Origin of the sequence: Sphingobacterium sp. 1.A.4 (assembly GCF_002734245.1) — a bacterium.
GTDB lineage: Bacteria > Bacteroidota > Bacteroidia > Sphingobacteriales > Sphingobacteriaceae > Sphingobacterium > Sphingobacterium tenebrionis.
This window is the reverse complement of the sequence record NZ_PEAZ01000074.1, coordinates 117,557-135,110: the sequence shown is the minus strand read 5'-3', so window position 1 is coordinate 135,110 and position 17,554 is coordinate 117,557. Positions and strand designations below refer to the sequence as shown.

18 protein-coding genes are annotated in these 17,554 nt (G+C 33.3%); 2 read left to right on the top strand and 16 right to left on the bottom strand.

Annotated elements, in window-relative coordinates:
- Window positions 1-19: 19 nt before the first annotated feature.
- From CRJ00_RS13110 to CRJ00_RS13065, 10 genes are all read right to left on the bottom strand, one after another.
- On the bottom strand, window positions 20-1,087 hold the full coding sequence (locus CRJ00_RS13110) for a permease prefix domain 1-containing protein (RefSeq protein ID WP_099367227.1): 1,068 nt from the start codon (window positions 1,085-1,087) through the stop codon (window positions 20-22).
- The gene (locus CRJ00_RS13105; RefSeq protein ID WP_144038156.1) at window positions 1,063-1,404 is read right to left on the bottom strand and encodes a PadR family transcriptional regulator; all 342 of its coding nucleotides are present in this window, start codon (window positions 1,402-1,404) and stop codon (window positions 1,063-1,065) included. The genes CRJ00_RS13110 and CRJ00_RS13105 overlap by 25 nt, the downstream gene beginning before the upstream one ends.
- A gap of 22 nt (window positions 1,405-1,426) precedes the next feature.
- The gene (locus tag CRJ00_RS13100; protein WP_099367225.1) at window positions 1,427-1,984 is read right to left on the bottom strand and encodes a dihydrofolate reductase family protein; all 558 of its coding nucleotides are present in this window, start codon (window positions 1,982-1,984) and stop codon (window positions 1,427-1,429) included.
- Window positions 1,985-2,076: 92 nt separating this feature from the next.
- Entirely contained in the window at window positions 2,077-3,801 is a 1,725-nt protein-coding gene (locus CRJ00_RS13095; RefSeq protein WP_099367224.1) for a S41 family peptidase, read from the bottom strand.
- Between the two features lie 385 nt (window positions 3,802-4,186).
- On the bottom strand, window positions 4,187-4,810 hold the full coding sequence (locus CRJ00_RS13090; protein ID WP_099367223.1) for a hypothetical protein: 624 nt from the start codon (window positions 4,808-4,810) through the stop codon (window positions 4,187-4,189).
- A gap of 166 nt (window positions 4,811-4,976) precedes the next feature.
- Complete coding sequence (locus tag CRJ00_RS13085) at window positions 4,977-6,239, bottom strand: WG repeat-containing protein (RefSeq protein ID WP_218962215.1); 1,263 nt, start codon at window positions 6,237-6,239, stop codon at window positions 4,977-4,979.
- A gap of 19 nt (window positions 6,240-6,258) precedes the next feature.
- The gene (locus CRJ00_RS13080) at window positions 6,259-6,918 is read right to left on the bottom strand and encodes a hypothetical protein (RefSeq protein ID WP_144038155.1); all 660 of its coding nucleotides are present in this window, start codon (window positions 6,916-6,918) and stop codon (window positions 6,259-6,261) included.
- Between the two features lie 395 nt (window positions 6,919-7,313).
- Window positions 7,314-7,865 carry a hypothetical protein gene (locus CRJ00_RS13075; RefSeq protein ID WP_099367221.1) on the bottom strand — a complete coding sequence of 184 codons (552 nt, stop codon included), beginning with the start codon at window positions 7,863-7,865 and terminating at the stop codon, window positions 7,314-7,316.
- Complete coding sequence (locus tag CRJ00_RS13070; protein ID WP_144038154.1) at window positions 7,862-8,278, bottom strand: hypothetical protein; 417 nt, start codon at window positions 8,276-8,278, stop codon at window positions 7,862-7,864. The genes CRJ00_RS13075 and CRJ00_RS13070 overlap by 4 nt, the downstream gene beginning before the upstream one ends.
- 1,169 nt (window positions 8,279-9,447) lie before the next feature.
- Window positions 9,448-10,314, bottom strand: coding sequence for an RteC domain-containing protein (locus tag CRJ00_RS13065; protein ID WP_441347599.1), 867 nt, complete (start codon window positions 10,312-10,314; stop codon window positions 9,448-9,450).
- Window positions 10,315-10,346: 32 nt separating this feature from the next.
- Between CRJ00_RS13065 and CRJ00_RS13060 the strand changes: the two genes are divergently transcribed.
- Window positions 10,347-10,613: a transposase gene (locus CRJ00_RS13060; RefSeq protein WP_038330966.1), complete on the top strand. Its 267-nt coding sequence runs from the start codon at window positions 10,347-10,349 to the stop codon at window positions 10,611-10,613.
- A gap of 20 nt (window positions 10,614-10,633) precedes the next feature.
- Complete coding sequence (locus CRJ00_RS13055) at window positions 10,634-11,431, top strand: IS3 family transposase (RefSeq protein WP_306473111.1); 798 nt, start codon at window positions 10,634-10,636, stop codon at window positions 11,429-11,431.
- A 202-nt stretch (window positions 11,432-11,633) separates the two neighbouring features.
- Here CRJ00_RS13055 and CRJ00_RS13050 read toward each other — a convergent pair whose 3' ends face one another.
- From CRJ00_RS13050 to CRJ00_RS13025, 6 genes are all read right to left on the bottom strand, one after another.
- A complete protein-coding gene (locus CRJ00_RS13050) occupies window positions 11,634-11,855 on the bottom strand; it encodes a heavy-metal-associated domain-containing protein (protein WP_038330965.1) in 222 nt (73 codons plus the stop codon).
- 105 nt (window positions 11,856-11,960) lie between these two features.
- The gene (locus CRJ00_RS13045; RefSeq protein WP_228388405.1) at window positions 11,961-12,818 is read right to left on the bottom strand and encodes a heavy metal-binding domain-containing protein; all 858 of its coding nucleotides are present in this window, start codon (window positions 12,816-12,818) and stop codon (window positions 11,961-11,963) included.
- Between the two features lie 119 nt (window positions 12,819-12,937).
- Window positions 12,938-14,134 (bottom strand): MFS transporter, encoded by a 1,197-nt coding sequence (locus CRJ00_RS13040; protein ID WP_038330962.1) that lies wholly within the window; start codon window positions 14,132-14,134, stop codon window positions 12,938-12,940.
- A 165-nt stretch (window positions 14,135-14,299) separates the two neighbouring features.
- Window positions 14,300-16,660 (bottom strand): multicopper oxidase domain-containing protein, encoded by a 2,361-nt coding sequence (locus CRJ00_RS13035; protein ID WP_038330961.1) that lies wholly within the window; start codon window positions 16,658-16,660, stop codon window positions 14,300-14,302.
- A gap of 69 nt (window positions 16,661-16,729) precedes the next feature.
- Complete coding sequence (locus CRJ00_RS13030; protein WP_038330958.1) at window positions 16,730-17,173, bottom strand: DUF3347 domain-containing protein; 444 nt, start codon at window positions 17,171-17,173, stop codon at window positions 16,730-16,732.
- A gap of 40 nt (window positions 17,174-17,213) precedes the next feature.
- Window positions 17,214-17,435 (bottom strand): heavy-metal-associated domain-containing protein, encoded by a 222-nt coding sequence (locus CRJ00_RS13025; RefSeq protein WP_038330956.1) that lies wholly within the window; start codon window positions 17,433-17,435, stop codon window positions 17,214-17,216.
- Window positions 17,436-17,554 lie beyond the last annotated feature (119 nt).

The window sequence follows — 17,554 nt, the reverse complement described above, 5'->3', positions numbered from 1 at the left end:
AGGATTTGATGGCTGATTTTTAATTGATGACCGATTGTTCCAATTCGGTTGGTTTCATTTTAATGCCCAATAATGCACCAATAATTACACCCAAGATCAAGCTGGACACGAAATAGCCGGTTAGGCTAAATCCTCTATCAATATCCGCCATGATCCCTACTGACGTTTCCAAAACAAATCCAATAATAGAGAAGGTAATTAGATTTTTGATAAGGTTACCTTTTACGTTATAATACGAGATTAAAAAAGATCCTAAAAGGTATATAAAACCAAAAATAAGACCATTTGAAATGATTTCTAAATTATTAAAGATTCGGGTAGAAGACGCTAATAATTCCGTTGCAAAACCAAAGATCAACAGCAATAAAATGGACGGTTTAGCCAACAACGATTTTAAACTGATATGACCTACGTTTTTTAGGCTAAAGATAATACTGAGAGCTCCTAAACCCAGACTCACTCCCAATAAATAGAGACTAAACTCGACATAATCATTATCAAATTTATAGATTGGATATCTCAAAGCATCTATCATTTGAAAATTCAGTTGCCTTGGAATGAAAATCGTCATAGCCAATGGAATAAAAGCCAATAACACTGTTTTAATCGGATTAATATCCACTTGTCTTTCCAAAAAGCGGGAGATGTTATGCTTTTTCTTTACAAGATAGAAAATCAACACTATTAAGGCAATATGGAATAGAACAACCATTACAGAAGAACCAGCCGATGTATGATAATTTTTGAAAACAAGTAGGTAAAAACCTCCTCCTAATAGTCGTAGAAAAGTCCATCCTAGTGCCAATAATGCTACACCCAAAAACAAATAAGCCCATATCTTATTGGTCTGGACACTAGGATTCACCTTGCTGTATTCATTAGTCAATATTTCCGTATCGCCTAAGCGGTGACGGGCAACCATAAATGCTTCTTCGGGATTTAATCCATTGGATTTCAATTCTTCGAAGGCATCATACAAATGCGCCTTTAATTCAGCGAGATCTGAATCGGTGGTACTGCCCTTTTGCTGAATGAGCAGGATATGATTGGCAATTGCCTGATCTAAATTGAAATCGGTTTTTCCCATAATTGATGTATTAAATCATTGATAAAATTCCATTGTTCATATTGATTGTCTAGTTCTTTTCTACCCTTCTCGGTCAATTGGTAATATCTTCTTGGGCGACCGGAATCTAAATTCTTCCATTCGCCAAGGATCCATTCCTTTGTCTCCATTTTTTTTAACACAGGGTATAACGTACCTTCAGCCACAGAAAGTTCTGATCCTGTTTTTTCCTTCAAAAGTTGGATAATTTGATATCCATAACTTTCTTGCCTTTTCAAAATCAGCAGGACGAGTGGTGCCAAGGCACTTGCCATTAATTCTTTACTAAGTTCTTTCACAGAACAATTATACTTAGAAGTTCTAAGTATTCAAAATACTTTTGGAATAATAATGAATAACCGCCCCAGAATTAAATCTTTTTATATACTGAAGAGTAAAATCCGTCCTACTATTAATATTCTCAAATAATTGTAAGCCGGGTCCTGCAATGATGGGAAAAATGCAAAGTTGGAATTCGTCAATTAAATTTAAGTTGAGCAATTGTATGATCAAACTTCGGCTACCGACCAAAATAACCTTGCTACCTTGTTCTTTTAGATCGATAACTTGATCATACAATGTACTACCTGCTAATTTCGCGGAATCCCAGCCAGTTGATAACATGGTATTGGAAAAAACTATTTTTGGAATTTTATCGATGGATTCAGCAAAATCATTTCTAGATTTAACATCTGAAGGCTCATCAATCAAATTTTGCCAATATTTCATAAGTTCAAATGTCTTTCTGCCATAAAGGATTACATCTGCACGCTTTAATAGATCAGCATAATGCTCGTGTACTTCTTGATCCGGATTAGGGATTCTATGATCACAATTTCCATCAATGGTCATATTGAATGCAGCAATGATTTTTCCCATATTCTTTTTTATTTCTAATGTAGGTATGTATAAAGGAATTCGGATTGCCATATGGCAAGAAATATTCCTGCGAAATAAGCTGATCGGTTACATTAAAGCTGATTCTTAATTATTTCAAAAATTCGATCCTCTGGTATAAGGAAATCAGCATCCGTGTATGGGATATGCTGATCTATCCTCAGTCCCTTTTTCTGGGTTTGATCATTGTTGGGATAAAAAATGGCATTTCCTGTAAATTCCAATTGATATCCTCCAGGAAGCATCAACCTTTTGATATCACCATCAGCTCCCGCAGTCTGTTGACCTATCGTAATCGATTGAGGAAAGATATGCTGTAGATTCATCGTGTTCCATTCGCTGGCACTTAATGTTTCTTCATTGACCAGAATGAATACTTTTCCTTTATATTGGTGCGATTTGAGTTTTTGGTTGGCAGGGAAATAGGTTTCTGGGTTTTGGACATAGGAAAAAGTGCCAATATTGCTCAAATTCTGTTGGTAGTATTTCCCAAAATAATTGCTTTTTTGACCGAAATACTTGTATACATAGGTATAAATAAACCCTCCCCAATCGGGATAGGCTCGCATATCAAAAACGATTGCTTTTTTTGATGCTGCATTAGTGAAAAGGCTGTCCATCGTTGAATCGATTTTATTATCCTCGACATCTTCAATAAAATAAAAGGTCTGGTCAATTCTGAAATAGGAAATATCAGGATGATTTAATGTCCGATTGTTTTTTAATTGTATTTTTCCCCTTAGGTAGGAAAGAATAATCTCCAATTCTGCTTTATTAGTTGGATTTACAAGTGCTATTTTAGTCTGAAGTATATCTGAATGCCCTGCCTTTTGAACTGTGAGGTTTTTAATGGTATCATCATCCATCCACAGCAGATTTTGCTGATAATCCGATAAACGGATTAATAAACCTGCTCTATTGGATGTAGAAAGTAATTTACTCTTTTCCAGGATGATCTCTGAGATTGACTGGCTATTAATTGCTTTTATTCTGTCCCCAACAGCAATATTTGCTTTTTCACAAATTTCTGGGATGATAATGTGGGTGACCAAAACATAATCATCTAGGATCTGATAATCAAAGGGTGCAAAAAATGATGTGTGGTAGATTTCTTTTTTATGATGAAACTGATAATAGAATTTATAGGAATGTGTATCTTCCAAAAGTGCTACCGATTTAGCAAGGACAGTTTCAAATGCTTTTCTAGAATCTGCAATTAGGCATTCATCAATTAAACTCTTCAATGTTTCCGTAGAATGCCCATCCATTAAATATTTATGTGGATATAAATAATCTATTGCTCCAATTATTTTAGCTAACGCCAGTAGTCTGAATTTCAATGGAAGGTTCTCCTCTTTAGAAAAATTATAAGCCTTTTCATGGGGGATATCGATGGTAAAACCATCTTTTGGAACATAGTAATGTTGTTCTCCTATAAACCTATTTCTATGAATTGCTCTAAGTAGTTTTTTATTCTTAATGGTAATTGATGGATTCCTTTCAAACCAATCAAAATCTTGATTATCATCAACTATATCCGATGGGGCATTACCTTTTTTTGTAGAATTAACAATATTAGTCAATCCTTTTGTTAGCAAAGAAATAGACTGGTTGATATTTAAATTTTTGCTTTCTATATGGTTTAAGAATAGGCTATCTGCATCCAGCTTACCACTTGCCAAATCAGGATGATAATATTTAAGGAAATTCCAAACTTTTATAAAATCAAAAACCGGATTTTCTTTCGCGTGTAATTGTTGAAGGAAGAAAAGGCATATAATTAGGAAGATTTTTCTCATTGTTTATTGGCTAGTGCTTGATAGTAACCTAAAAATACGTGATAAATTATTAGGGAACAATTAATAGGGATTTAATATAATAGTTAGATCTAAATAGTCCCTTATATTTTATAAATTAGATTCGAAATGTAATGGAAATGTTAGTGATGTGTAGGGAAAAGACGGGTTTTGGAAAGTCTTTCAATTAGGACTCTTTTGGGCATAGTTCGCTTCGAAGTAAAAGCATACTGAAAGTATGCTAAAAGTATGTAAAATGTATGCTTTGCATACTTACTTTATACTTTAACCCTGCTTTAAACATACTTAAAGCACGATTACAGCCCGAAAACAAACATATTTTGAATGGCAAGGTTGGAGACGCTGTAGAGAAAATGGATAATAAATGTTAAAGAAGAAAAGAATCCGGTGAATTTATTGAAACATGATTCAACGCTGCGAACTGCAATTGGTCTTCAAAGGCATTATATACAATCACCCAGTCAAAATCTGCCGGGAAAAGAACAACATCATTTCCTTGAATATCTAATATATTAGCAGTAGCATATTCCGCGAACTGCTTCAGGTCTACCTCCAGCATTAATGAATATTCCACCCAGCACAGATAAGCGAATTGGTCAAATAAGCGTTGTTCCTTAATAAGGTCCTGCAATACACCACACTGAGTACCCATCACGGCTACAATCGGCAGCTCAGGAAAATAACGCGTTGTATGTACTGTGGGATACCGTTTCATTAACTGTTTCAGCAAATTAGTATCGACCTCTATAGGTATTGGTGGTAGATTGTGATGCATCAATGTATCATCGCGGAGCTGTTCCAACAGTATAGCTTGCAAGTCGTTAGGAACAGCGCGTAGCGACACCACCCGAAAGCGAATATCCAAATGTTTCATTTCGGCTAATACATCCAACAAAGGATATACATAATTCTTTGCAAATGCATCAAACTTAAGTTGTAGCTGTAGGTGCTCCCTTTTTTGCTTTAGAATATTAATATATGTAGAATCCATACTGTTTTTCTTTATTTTTAACCACGTATAGTACAAATATTTACGAAACCAACACTCTCCTTAAACAATTTTATTGATTCTGGTAATAACTTTATGATTCTTAAGTTTCCAATTTAACTTCAATTATTTTGTTTTACTTAAATAGGAGTTTACTAAATGAAGTATTTTACTTTATCTCATTTCCCTTTTTGTCAATACTAAACCATTTATTATTTAGCGTTACATGAGCTTCTCCACCAGAAAAGCTGGCAACACTATCATATTTTATTGCAATGATTACTTTACCCTTTTTGTCAATAAAACCCCATTTTTTATTGCTTTTTACAGCTGCTAAGCCTTCAATATAATCTTTAACAATTTCATACACTTCTTTTCCAGTTTTATCTATAAAATTGATTTTATTGTTTAATACCACCGCTGCCAGACCTTCAGAAAAACTATTGACGATTTCATATTTAAAAGGAATTAATTCATTCCCCGTTTTATCTACAAAACTCCATTTATTATTAAATTTTACATTTGCAAATCCTTCGGAAAAATCACCCGCATCCTCATATTTTGAGAGAATTACTTCTTTACCTGTTTTATCTAGAAAACCCCATTTATTATTTAGTTTTATTCTTACAAATCCTTCGGAAAAGTTACTGGCAAATTCATATTTCAAAGGAATTACTTCATTACCAGTCCTGTCTATAAAGCCAACTTTTTTATTCAATAATACTGCTGCCATGCCTTCGGAAAAAAAAGAAACATCATCATACTTTATAGACGTTATTTCTCTACCTGTTTTATCTATAAAACCATATTTATCGAAAAGTTTTACTATTGCAAATCCTTCGGAAAAGCTATCGGCAAATTCATATTTAAAAGGAATTACCACATTTCCAATTTTGTCTAGAAAGCCTACTTTATTATTTAAAACAACTACTGCCAAACCTTCTGAATAATCTGTAATTCCATCATATTTTATAGCGGTGACTACTTTTCCTAGTTTGTCTACAAATCCCCATTTTTTGTTTAAGGCTACTCTTGTCAATCCATCGGAAAAATCATAAACATATCCATATTTTAAAGGAACAACTTCATTTCCGTTTTTATCAATAAATCCCCATTTATTATCTAATTCTACTCTTGCCAATCCATTGGAAAAACCAAAAGCGTTTTTATATTTTAAAGGTATTACCACCTTACCTGTTTTATCTATAAAACCATGATAACCATAACTTATAACTTGTGCCAGACCTTCGGAAAATTTACCAACACCCGAATATTCATGTTTTGAAAAATTAAATAGTATGTTGCCAGTGCTATCATCAATAATAAGATATTTATCGCCTGAGATGCCCGAGCGATTTATAATAGACTGAGCTAAGCTAAAGCTTACCATAAATAGCATGATTGTTGTTATGAATAGTTTGATTCCGTACATGTTTTCTGATTGTTTGTAGTTAAAGTAGTCCAAATTTCGTTGCAATTTTATTCAGTTCGAGTTTCACAATCTCGCCTTCATCGGTTTTTTCGCTTACTTTATCATAAATTTTATTATACTCTAATAGCTTTTTATTGATGTCTTTTTTGTGTTTCTTTAATTCGGCAGAAGTCCAATTTTCGAACGTAGCGCTTATTCCCAAAATAGTCGGGCTATGGATTTCTTTTATTCGCAAATAAGCATATTCAAAATCAAGTAACATTCTAGCTGTTTCCCATTTTAGCTCGCTATTGTTTTTTAATGAACTCTTTTCCATTACTTTTGCCATCAGCTGGCTATATTGAAACAATCTGTAAAGAGAATTTCCACCTCGAACTTCCTTGTTAAATAATAAAGACATGATATAATCAAAATTCTCGACCGATTTTTGTATTGTATGAACTTCGATTTTATTGTTGGTTAAAAAGATTTCGGGTTCTTTGGAATAACGAACAATTAAAGGGAATGAGCGGTTGATGTCCTGCTCTATTTCAGATCGAAATATTTCTGTCCAGTTCGGCTGCCTATTTAATAGTTCCATTGAAATTTCGGAATCAGAAATTGTTTCTAAATATCCTATCAAAGAGTCATAAGCTTCTTTTTTGGAATTAAATAGCTGGATATAATCCTGAATATCCAAATTGGCTCCTTCATCCAGAAAATAATGGAAAAGAAAATCAATTGATTTCAGTCTGTTGTAATCAATGGCTTTCTCATTTTTACAACTCTCTATCAAGTCACTTATCCTCTTCCCTATTTCTGGATTGAATTCAATCTTATAGCCTATAAAAGAATGGGAAAGCAAATGTGACTTCCATAAATGATAAATGATGTATTGATCTTTATCAGGAAAGTCGACCAAAAATCTCTTAATGATTTTACTTGAAATATCTTTATAATTTTGTTGCTGTTTCTTTTCTGTCTCGGAAAACTCAATATTATAGATATTCTCATGATATAAGCCTTTTCTTAAATAATCAAATAAAGGCTCATGCTTAGAGAGTAAACTAAAATAATTGCCAAAGAGTTCTAATATTAGTTTTTCTGTAAGATATCGTCCTTAAAATCCAAGACATATAATTCGGATGCTGCTTTTGCAAGAGGAATATAACTTCTTTCATCTCCACGCGAAGCGAGATGGCGAAACATATGAAATGCTGAGCTAAGAAATTTCGTTTTCTCTTCTTCTCGGATTGTTCTATCCGCGACACTTTTATATAGCACTGCTGTTGCAAAGGTTTTAAAATCCGATTCGGGGAGTATGCTTAAGGCTTCAACGATAGGAGTAACCTGCTCAGGATATTTATTCATAAAATCGGCATATGAACCTAATGGATTACTAAGATCAAACACAAAAAGATGGAGCTTATCCTCCATATTTCCTCCGTTAAAAATCGCGTCGTACTCGGTTGTAAGCTTATTAACATCTATCTCTTTGGCATCAAAAATCTTTTGAATATTAACGATCTTAGGGTTCTTCGAATCCGGATAACCAAAAGCTCCCTTTGCACTGTTCGCATGCTGTGCGAAACTACCGTTCATCATAAACAGCATTAGTGCCAATATAAATAGCTCTAGTGCTCTCATTTTACTTTCTTTTTATTAATTTCAGTAGCTTTTCCATAATAACGTATGGAAAATATTCCATCATAATCTTTATCATAAAGGAATAGTTCGTCATAATACCCAGAACTAGATATGGTTAACCATACTTTATAGCCTTCGATAGCAAAAATATATAGTAAATTATTGAGTTTTGGATCTTGATGGCCTTTATTATTTTCTATCTTAATATCTGACACAATTGGAAACTTACCGAATTTCTTTTTATTAAAATCAATAAGAAATTCTTTCTCCGATTTAGTATTTTCATTTAAATCATGAGCTGGTTTATATTTTAAGCTTGCTTTAAACTTATACTTTTGTGCTGCTACACTGTTAAATGCTGCATAGGCTACAACGAATAGCCCAGTTAGACCCAATTTTGCAATTGTTTTCATTCTTATAAAAATTTTCATTTTATTTTCTCTTTCAAATTAGTAAGTGTCAATTGTTCAATTCTCACTGAGGAATATATTTAAATCCATAACATAGTATTTCATTTTTCTTATTGATTCTGGGATTAAAACGAAAAATTAATGCTGAACAAGATAGCATTGAGTCGGAAGCCGGAAGCCGTATTTCAGTGTCAACTGTGATCTGCTTTTTTGAATAGGTACCAATAGTTTAGTAGCACGTATAAATCTAACTCTATCATTTTTTTCTATTAACTTTTTATAGTTTGATTCTTTCACACCTTTGAAATCTTTAATGTTTTTTTTGTGCCAGCACAGAGACCGTTAGGAAAAACACCATGCCATACATGCTTACCATAATTTTGATGATTCTTGACATATTTTATTAGATTTATTACCTATTACAAAGCTACCCGAACATATCATGTAGATAAATACCTAGAGCTAGGTATTTTATTCATCCAATCTGGTAAATTTAGCTTTTGACCCCAATATGCTGTTCTCTTAGCATTTCGGAGAAATATTAAGCTCAGCAAAAAAAATAAAATGACTTTCGGATTTTACAAGGGGAAAACTGCATGTTACCTTAAAAAGGATAAAAAATATCCGATATATTTCTGAATGGATTATTGATAATTAGCACCTTCGCTAGGAAGGAAGGATTGTGCCAGATCTGCCGGCGCAAATACGAATCTGCCTCACATGGGCACAAAAAAAAGCCCTAACTTTCGTTAGAGCTTTTTAAGTCGTCCTGTCGGGACAATTTTCGAACCATTTTATTAATGATTTAAAACTGTTGTTGTCCGATATTGACTTTTAATATCATAGAAAATTCAAGTAAATGAACTTTATCTTTTTTTATTAACGGTGCAAAAATATGCATTTATAGTAATACAAAGCAACAATTTCGTTGCGAAAATTTCGAAATAATTTATAAAAAACTCTATGCCAATACTTTAATTAAAATTATAAGACAATTTTAAAGCATAAAAGATTAATTTAATCAGTATTTGCAAATAATATGAGTTCTATAAACGCTAAAAATGTTATTGGTAATAATTTAGTAAATTGTATTTACAGCATTTAATTTTTATATAACTATACATACATAACTTCATTTAGTGTATGAAATGTCACACATTTAAACTCTGTTTTCATTTTTCGTCCTGCTCATCCATTCTTTTGATAAGTGCATCGCGAAGACTATCGAGAAATTTGGTTCGATTTATCTTCCTTCCTTTTAATTCTAAATAAGAATGATAGAAGTCTCCTAAATCAATATTAAACATATTCTCAAATGTTTTTGCTATAACCTTAATATCAATATTACCATTTTCAATTGAACCATTGGAATGTAGAGAATAGATTAACTCAACCAAAGCTGTTTTACTACCAGTCCAATTTAAACTTAAATTTTTTGATATATGTTTTTTATTATTGTTATTCAATTGGTCTTCAAGATATACCTGTATTAAATCGTTGGCAATAATTTTAGCTACTTTATAATCGTGTGAGGTTGCAAATTTATGATCTGCTTCAAAATAATAAGTATCTAAGCTTAATTTTATATCATGATTTCCTCTGATAAAGTATTTTTTATCTAAATGGGTGCTATTAGTTCTGTAGTATTTATAAAATTCCAAATTAGCATCAAAAAAACGCTTGATCTTACTAAGCTCAAGATTGAGATATTGTTTAATAATTTTATCACCTCCTCTGGGCCGTTTTGTTTCAATTTTATATATAGAATTTAAATATATCAATTTTGAAACTAACTGAGGTTTAAGTTGTTTGAAAAAGAATATTTCTTCATCTTCATCTTTGAATCCTTTTTTCTTGACATATTCCTTTGCCGAATCAAGCCTTTGTAAAACTAATACAATAGCATTTTCATACAACTCTAACGAGTTATTGCTATGCTCGTAAGTCAGTTCAGTTATTCTATCATCCAATTCATTCATCAAAGAATGGCAATAATCTATCATTAAAACAAGGGGTAGACTTACCTGTTTTTCAGACAAATTAAAAGTGTTAAATTAGTTTGTTATATATTATGAAAAAGAGCAAGTTTTCAGAACATCAAATCGTCAATATTCTCAAAGAATATGAGTCAGGCAAGTCAACCAAGGATATCTGTAGAGAACATGGTATTTCCGCCCCGACTTTCTACCAATGGAAGCAAAAGTACGGAGGTATGGATGCACAACACCTTAAAGAGTTAAAAGCACTACAAGAAGAAAACGCTCGTCTAAAACGGATGTTTGCAGATTTGAGTTTGGACCACCGTATTTTAAAAGATATAATTGAAAAAAAGCTCTAAAGCTTTGTGAACGTAAGGAGCTGGTCGATGGGGCAATGAAAGAGCAAGGGATCAGTATTCACAGAGCCTGTAAGATTGTTTGCATGAGTCGTAGTATGTATTATTACGTTCATAAAAAGAACGATCAAACGGTTATTTCGAAGTTAATGGATCTTGCGGCTCGTTATCCTACCCGCGGGTTCCAGACCTATTATGGTAAGATACGTCTAGAAGGTCTTTTGTGGAACAGAAAAAGGGTACTTCGGGTTTATAGAAATATCAATTTTAAGCTCAGAATCAAACGCAAACGCCGCATTCCCTCAAGGATTAAAGAGAAGCTCTTCGTTCCCGGATCAGTTAATGAAACTTGGTCGATTGATTTTATGAGCGACTCGCTTGCCAATGGCAGAAGGTTTAGGGTGCTCAATGTCATCGATGATTATAATCGTGAGTCATTGATAAATGAAGCATTCTATTCAATACCGGGGGTTAGACTGGTACAAAAAATAAAGGAATTGATCATGGATAGATCTACACCCAGGCGAATTAGAACAGACAACGGTCCTGAATTTTTGTCAAAGGTCTTCACTGACTTCTGTACTGAAAACGGAATTGAACTGCAATATATACAACCTGGAAAGCCCGCTCAAAATGCTTACATCGAACGGCTGAATCGAACATTTAGAGAAGATGTACTAGACGCATACCTGTTTGATTCGCTAATAGAAGTTAATGCTATTGCTTATGAGTGGCAGATTGATTACAATGAAAACCATCCACATACAGCCCTAAATGGACTAAGTCCGTGGTTATACGCTAAAGAATATTTAGTTTCTTAATGCGTATTTTTATATTTATTCAATGTTTGAAAAACGGGAAGGCTTCAAAGGATTTTAAATTTAAAAACTGGCATAAAAAATAAAATGAGGTAATAATTGCAGGCATCCTACAATAAATTACCTCATTTTAAATTGCGATAGTACAATTATTTAAAAGAATACTATCCATTATCACTCTCAGGATAAAATATAGAGTGATAAATTACTCTGCTAAAGGTTCTGCTTTAAATCCTTTTCTCTTAACGATAGCGATGATCTCATCTTCTGTAATTCCTTCTGATTTTACAGTTAAGATTTTATCATTATTAGCTGTATCTACATTCCATTCACAGATACCTTCCGCACTGTCAAAATCTGCTTTTACTTTTGATACACATCCTCCACAATTAAGGTTTGTCTTGAATTGAAATTCTTTATTTTCCATTTTTTAATTTATTTATAATGTATATTTATACTACAAAATTCTGTATTTTCTTATTTTTTTTATTATGATATTCCTTGTTTGATTTACGATTTTTACTGATTTTTTTTAGTGTTTGTGATGATGATTATGACCTTCGCTCGTTTTGTTACCCTCAGCAACATGTACCGTAAAATCTACAGTGTGCACTTTATTACTAATCTTAAATTGCATCCACATTCTATATAAACCTGGTTTCTTGATCAGTGTTTCTGCATAAATCTGATAACTTTCATTAGACATTGGGTGAATATGCAAAAATTCTTTTTCAGCTTTGCTTATCATTACAATATGAGCTTTTGCTCCTAAATAGTTTTGCAATTCAGCGTCATTAATCTTGTTACCATTTTTTAGAATCTCAAATTGCAATGGCTGGCTTGTATTTGTTTTCAAATCTGCACCATTCAATAATTTGGCAGTATAACCATCTGATTCCGATTCAAATTTTGCATTTGTATCTAACTGTGCTATTTCTGTAGTATTTCCTACTACATTTAACGAATGTTTGTAAACATTCCCTTCCTCGTTCTCAGGCTTATAATCTACAAAAAATAAGTAGTCCCCAGCAGTTGGAAATATTTCATCAATAAGATAAGAACCGTCTTCTTGTTCAATGGGATGGATATGGTCAAACCAAGTTAGTTCTTCATTCACAACTAGAAGATGCATTTTCATTTCATGTACTTCTTCTAATGACACAACTTTATCTTCGTTCTTTACAATGATTTTAAACTGCGTCGATTTCCCTGCTTCAATAACTTCAGGTTCAGAAGATATAATCACATCAAAATGTTTTGCTGTTCCTTTATTTTCTGGAACTAAATTCATTCCACATTTTGAACATTTATCACCTTTATTCCCTTTGACTTCTGGGTGCATAGGGCAAATAAATATATTTTCGCTGCTGGATTGATGTTGTGTATTCATAATATTTTTTTTTAAAACGTTAATTATTTTGATATTATAACTTGATTCTTTTCTAATTACAAAGTTCCTTATTATTTCGTTTTTATTAGTTACGATTTTTTGGAAGATAATTGTGATTTTTACTGATTCTCGTGCGCGCTCTTATTTGTCATTGTAATTTTAATTACCGCAATTAATGTAATAAGAAGCATTGGAATTAAAACAATATTAATGCCATTCCAGCCCCAATTATTAAATAAACTTCCTGCAAAAAAACTGGCAATACTGATTACTGCAAAAACCGTGAAGTCATGAAATGCTTGTGTTTTTTCTTTCTCTTCAGGTCTATATACTTGTGTTAATAATGCGGATCCACCAATAAACAAGAAGTTCCAACCTAAACCAACAATAAATAATGCCGATACGAAATGTGTAAAATCGGTACCAGAAAGAGCAATGAAAATATAGAGAAACAAAATCGACAATCCAGTTGTAATGATTCTATAAACTCCAAATTTCTGAATGAGGATGCCTGTAAAAAATGAGGGCAAAAACATACCTAACACATGCCATTGAATTACAGTTGCCGAATCATCAGAACTATGACCGAAACCATGCATTGCAATAGGCGTAACCGTCATAGACATTCCCATCACCGCAAAAGCTGTAGCTGATGAAAGCACAGCTAAAACGGCATCTTTACTTTTGAAAATTTCTTTTAATGAACGACCTTTTTTTAAAGATTCATTATTTCGAGCTACCGGCTTTGCTTGAAATTTAAGTAACGAAACTACTCCAAATGCCAAGACACTTAAAAGTACAATAGAAAAAAAAGAATATGCATAAGGCATGCTTCCCAAATGCTGTGTAAATCTTGCCAAATTAGGTCCCGCAAATGCTGCAACGACACCTCCGGCAATCACAAAAGAAATGGCTTTACTCTTTGCATTATCCGGCACAGAATCTGCAGCCGCAAAACGATAATACTGTGAAAACCCTTGATAAGCGCCAATCAACATATTTCCAATAGCAAAAATCCAGAACGAATTCTGAACAATTCCATACCAAGAAACTAAGCCAGCAAGAACGCCTATCAATGTTCCAATCATAAAGGCTTTCCTTTGACCTAAATTTTTAATAATTATTGACGCTGGAATCATCATAGCTGCTGCGCCAACTGTAATCATCGCAACTGGAATGGTTGACATGTTTTTATCAGAAGCCATAACCATTCCTACAATTCCTGAAAGTGTAATGACTAATATCGATGCGGTCTGAAATAATGCTTGTGATAAAAACAAGAGGTATACATTATTCCATTTTATTTTAGCTGTCATAATCTTAAAAATTTACAATACAAAATTGTCAAATTAGTTTAATCTTCTTGTTGTGATATTTCTTGTTTGATTTATGAGGTTTACTGATTATTCCGTACTTGTGTAAAATAAAAAACGGTTATGACGTAATGTAATAACCGTTTTTATTTCCCTTTGTTGTTAATATTAATAATTAACTGATAAACCTACTCCAAAGCCCATATCGCTATCATAATGTGTTCTCACACCGATATGTCTTGTAAGGATATATCGCAAATCTGCCATATATTCCATATCCGTATTTACCATAAACCCTGCTCGCAATCTTTTGGAAAGAGGTATATCCTCTCGCATTAGCGAAACACGAAAAATACCATCGTGATATACCTCCGCTTGTACATTAACCAACATAGGTAAGGTATACATAACACCAAGACTAAATGCTCCTCGTTTATCTTTTTTATTTACTTGTCCAAAAAGATTTTTTTCATGCTCATCCATTCCCATTTTACGATAACGCCAGTCGAAACCAATAAAAGGCATCAACCATTGCATTTTTCCTATATAACGACCAAAATGAGTTTCCACTTCGTAACCGTGCATATCATTGTAACCTAATCTCCATTCTGTACCCAAACTATATCGAGCATTCATAAACATCATTTCACCGTCATTACCATTGGTCGCAAAATCATTCTGAGCCATAAAATGAATCATATTACTTTCACGCTGTAACATTTTATAGGCTTTATCCTTATTGGGCAAATAAGGGTTTTTATAATCACCCACAGCAAAAACTTTGTTCATACCTGCCATCATGTGATACAATATATGACAATGAAAAAACCAATCACCTTCTTCATTTGCGAGGAATTCAATGGTATCGGTTTCCATCGGCATAATGTCAATGATGTTTTTCATCGGAGCGTTTTCTCCTTTATCGTTTAGTAATCTAAAATCGAATCCGTGTAAGTGAATAGGATGTCGCATCATCGAATTATTATAGAGTGTAATGCGCAATACTTCGCCTTTCTTTACAGGTATTTTATCGCTTTCAGATAGTACTTTATCATCCATACTCCATACATAACGGTTCATATTTCCGGTCAATGTAAACTTCAATTCTTTTACGGGTGCATTTTTAGGTAGTTCAGTATTATTTGGAGATTTCAGCATGGCATAATTAAGCGTTACAATCTCGCTTAATGCATTCGCATTATAGCGATTTGGATCTTCATTCATATTCATCTCACCATGGTTCATTTGACTATGATCGGTTTTTTCAGCACTTTGCTTCATGTTCATATCTCCATGATCCATTTTGCTATGATCCATTGCTTCGTCTATTTTCTTTCCTTTTTTCTTTTCCTCGCCCGTAATCTCTGGATACATAACGACATTCATATCCATTTGATTCCAACTCATATTCATTCCCATATCATCAAGGTCTCCATTCATTTTCATCATATCGTTCATCATCTTCATACCTTCAAAATATTTAAGACGAGGCATGGCACCAACCATTGTTTTCTCTCCATTCCCGATAAAATAACTGGTAGATTGGGTACGATCTTCTGTTGTAGCCATGAACTCATAAGCTTTACCGTTTTCAGGAATGGTAACCACCACATCATACGTCTCTGAAACCGCAATTATTAGACGATCAACATCTACAGGTTCTACGTCATTTCCATCACTAGCCACCACTGTCATTTTACCACCAGCATATCTTAACCAGAAGTAGGACGATGCACCTCCATTAGAAATGCGCAAACGTACTTTATCACCTGCTTTCAGAGATTTACCATCTATCGATTTCAAATCTGTCAAATGATTTCCATTCATCAATACTTTGTCGTAGTAAACATCACTTACGTCCATCGCCATCATACGTTTCCATTCATTTTTCAGTTTTGTTTTGAAATTTCCTGTACGAATAGCTTCCGCATAACTTTGAGTTGCTCCCTTTTGTATAGCGAACCAGTCGCTTGCGTTATGTAGCATGCGATGAACATTTTCCGGCTTAAGATTTGTCCATTCACTTAACATAATGGGTATTTCTGGCAAATCGTCAATCCCTTTTCTAAATGTTTTATCATCAGCTTTCTTATGCATGATAAAGCTCCCATACATACCAATCTGCTCTTGCAATCCTGAATGAGAATGATACCAATGCGTTCCCGTTTGAATAATAGGGAAACGATACGTAAAGGTTTCACCAGGTTCAATGGGCATTTGCGTTAAAAAAGGAACGCCATCTTCTTTATTGGGCAGAAATAATCCGTGCCAATGCAATGAGGTACTTTCTTTAAGTTGATTATGTAACACTATTTCTGCCGTATCGCCTTCAGTAAATTCAAGTGTTGGCATTGGTATTTGCCCATTTACAGCGATTGCTCTTTTTTCTTTGCCTGCATAGTTTACGATGGTATCTTTTACATACAAATCGTAACGTACTACTTTTTGGGCTATACCGACCTGTGATATGAAGAGCGCTAACAGAGTTAGCAGCAACAACTTTTTGTGAAGAAATTTTTTATTATTCATTTTAAAAATCGCATTGGTTATACAAATATTAAAAGGCATGTTCCCTGAGCAATGCCTTAAAGGTTTTTATTATTTAGTTTCTGCAACTTTACCACAAGTAAGCATTGATGAACCATAATAAGGATTTTTAATATCTTTCTCTTTGCTCAACCAATATGCTTTTTTCATAGGACAATACTGATAATAAACAGGTTGATTTACTTTATCGGACGACTTTACCAGTTTCCACATTATAGTAGAAACATCGTTAAAAGCTGCTCTTTGCTTTTCAATATTGTTTCCAGCCTTGTTTAATTTTTCTGTAGCTTTTAATAGATCGGTTTTCTGTGAAAAATTATCTTCACCTTTTACTGCATCGTTGAAAACCGAAATTGCGGTGCTCGCTGCTTTGCTATCACTACTTACTAAAGCGTTTTTTACACTGATGTAACTGTTTAACAGATTGCTTGTGTTTTGTGCAAAAGCAGAAAATCCAAACAACATTACGGTTATTGCTATTATTAACTTTTTCATTTTTTATCTCTTTTTTATGATTAATGAATTGCTTATTATATTATTGTGAAATAGGTTCGGCTTTAAACCCTTTTTTCTTAATAATTGTTACGATTTCGTCTTCGCTAATTCCTTCTGATTTTACCGTAAGGATTTTATCACTATTTGCAGTATCTACATTCCATTCGCTGATACCATTAGCGCTATCTAAATCACCCTGTACTTTAGCAACACAGTTACCACAGTTAAGGTTTGTCTTGAATTGAAGGTTTTTGCTTTCCATTGTTTTGAACTTTTTAATTGTATTTCTTGAGTACAAAGTTCATAAGATAACAGGTAATATTGGTTGTGATATTCTTTGTTTGATTTATGACATTTACTGATTATTTACCAAAAATAGTT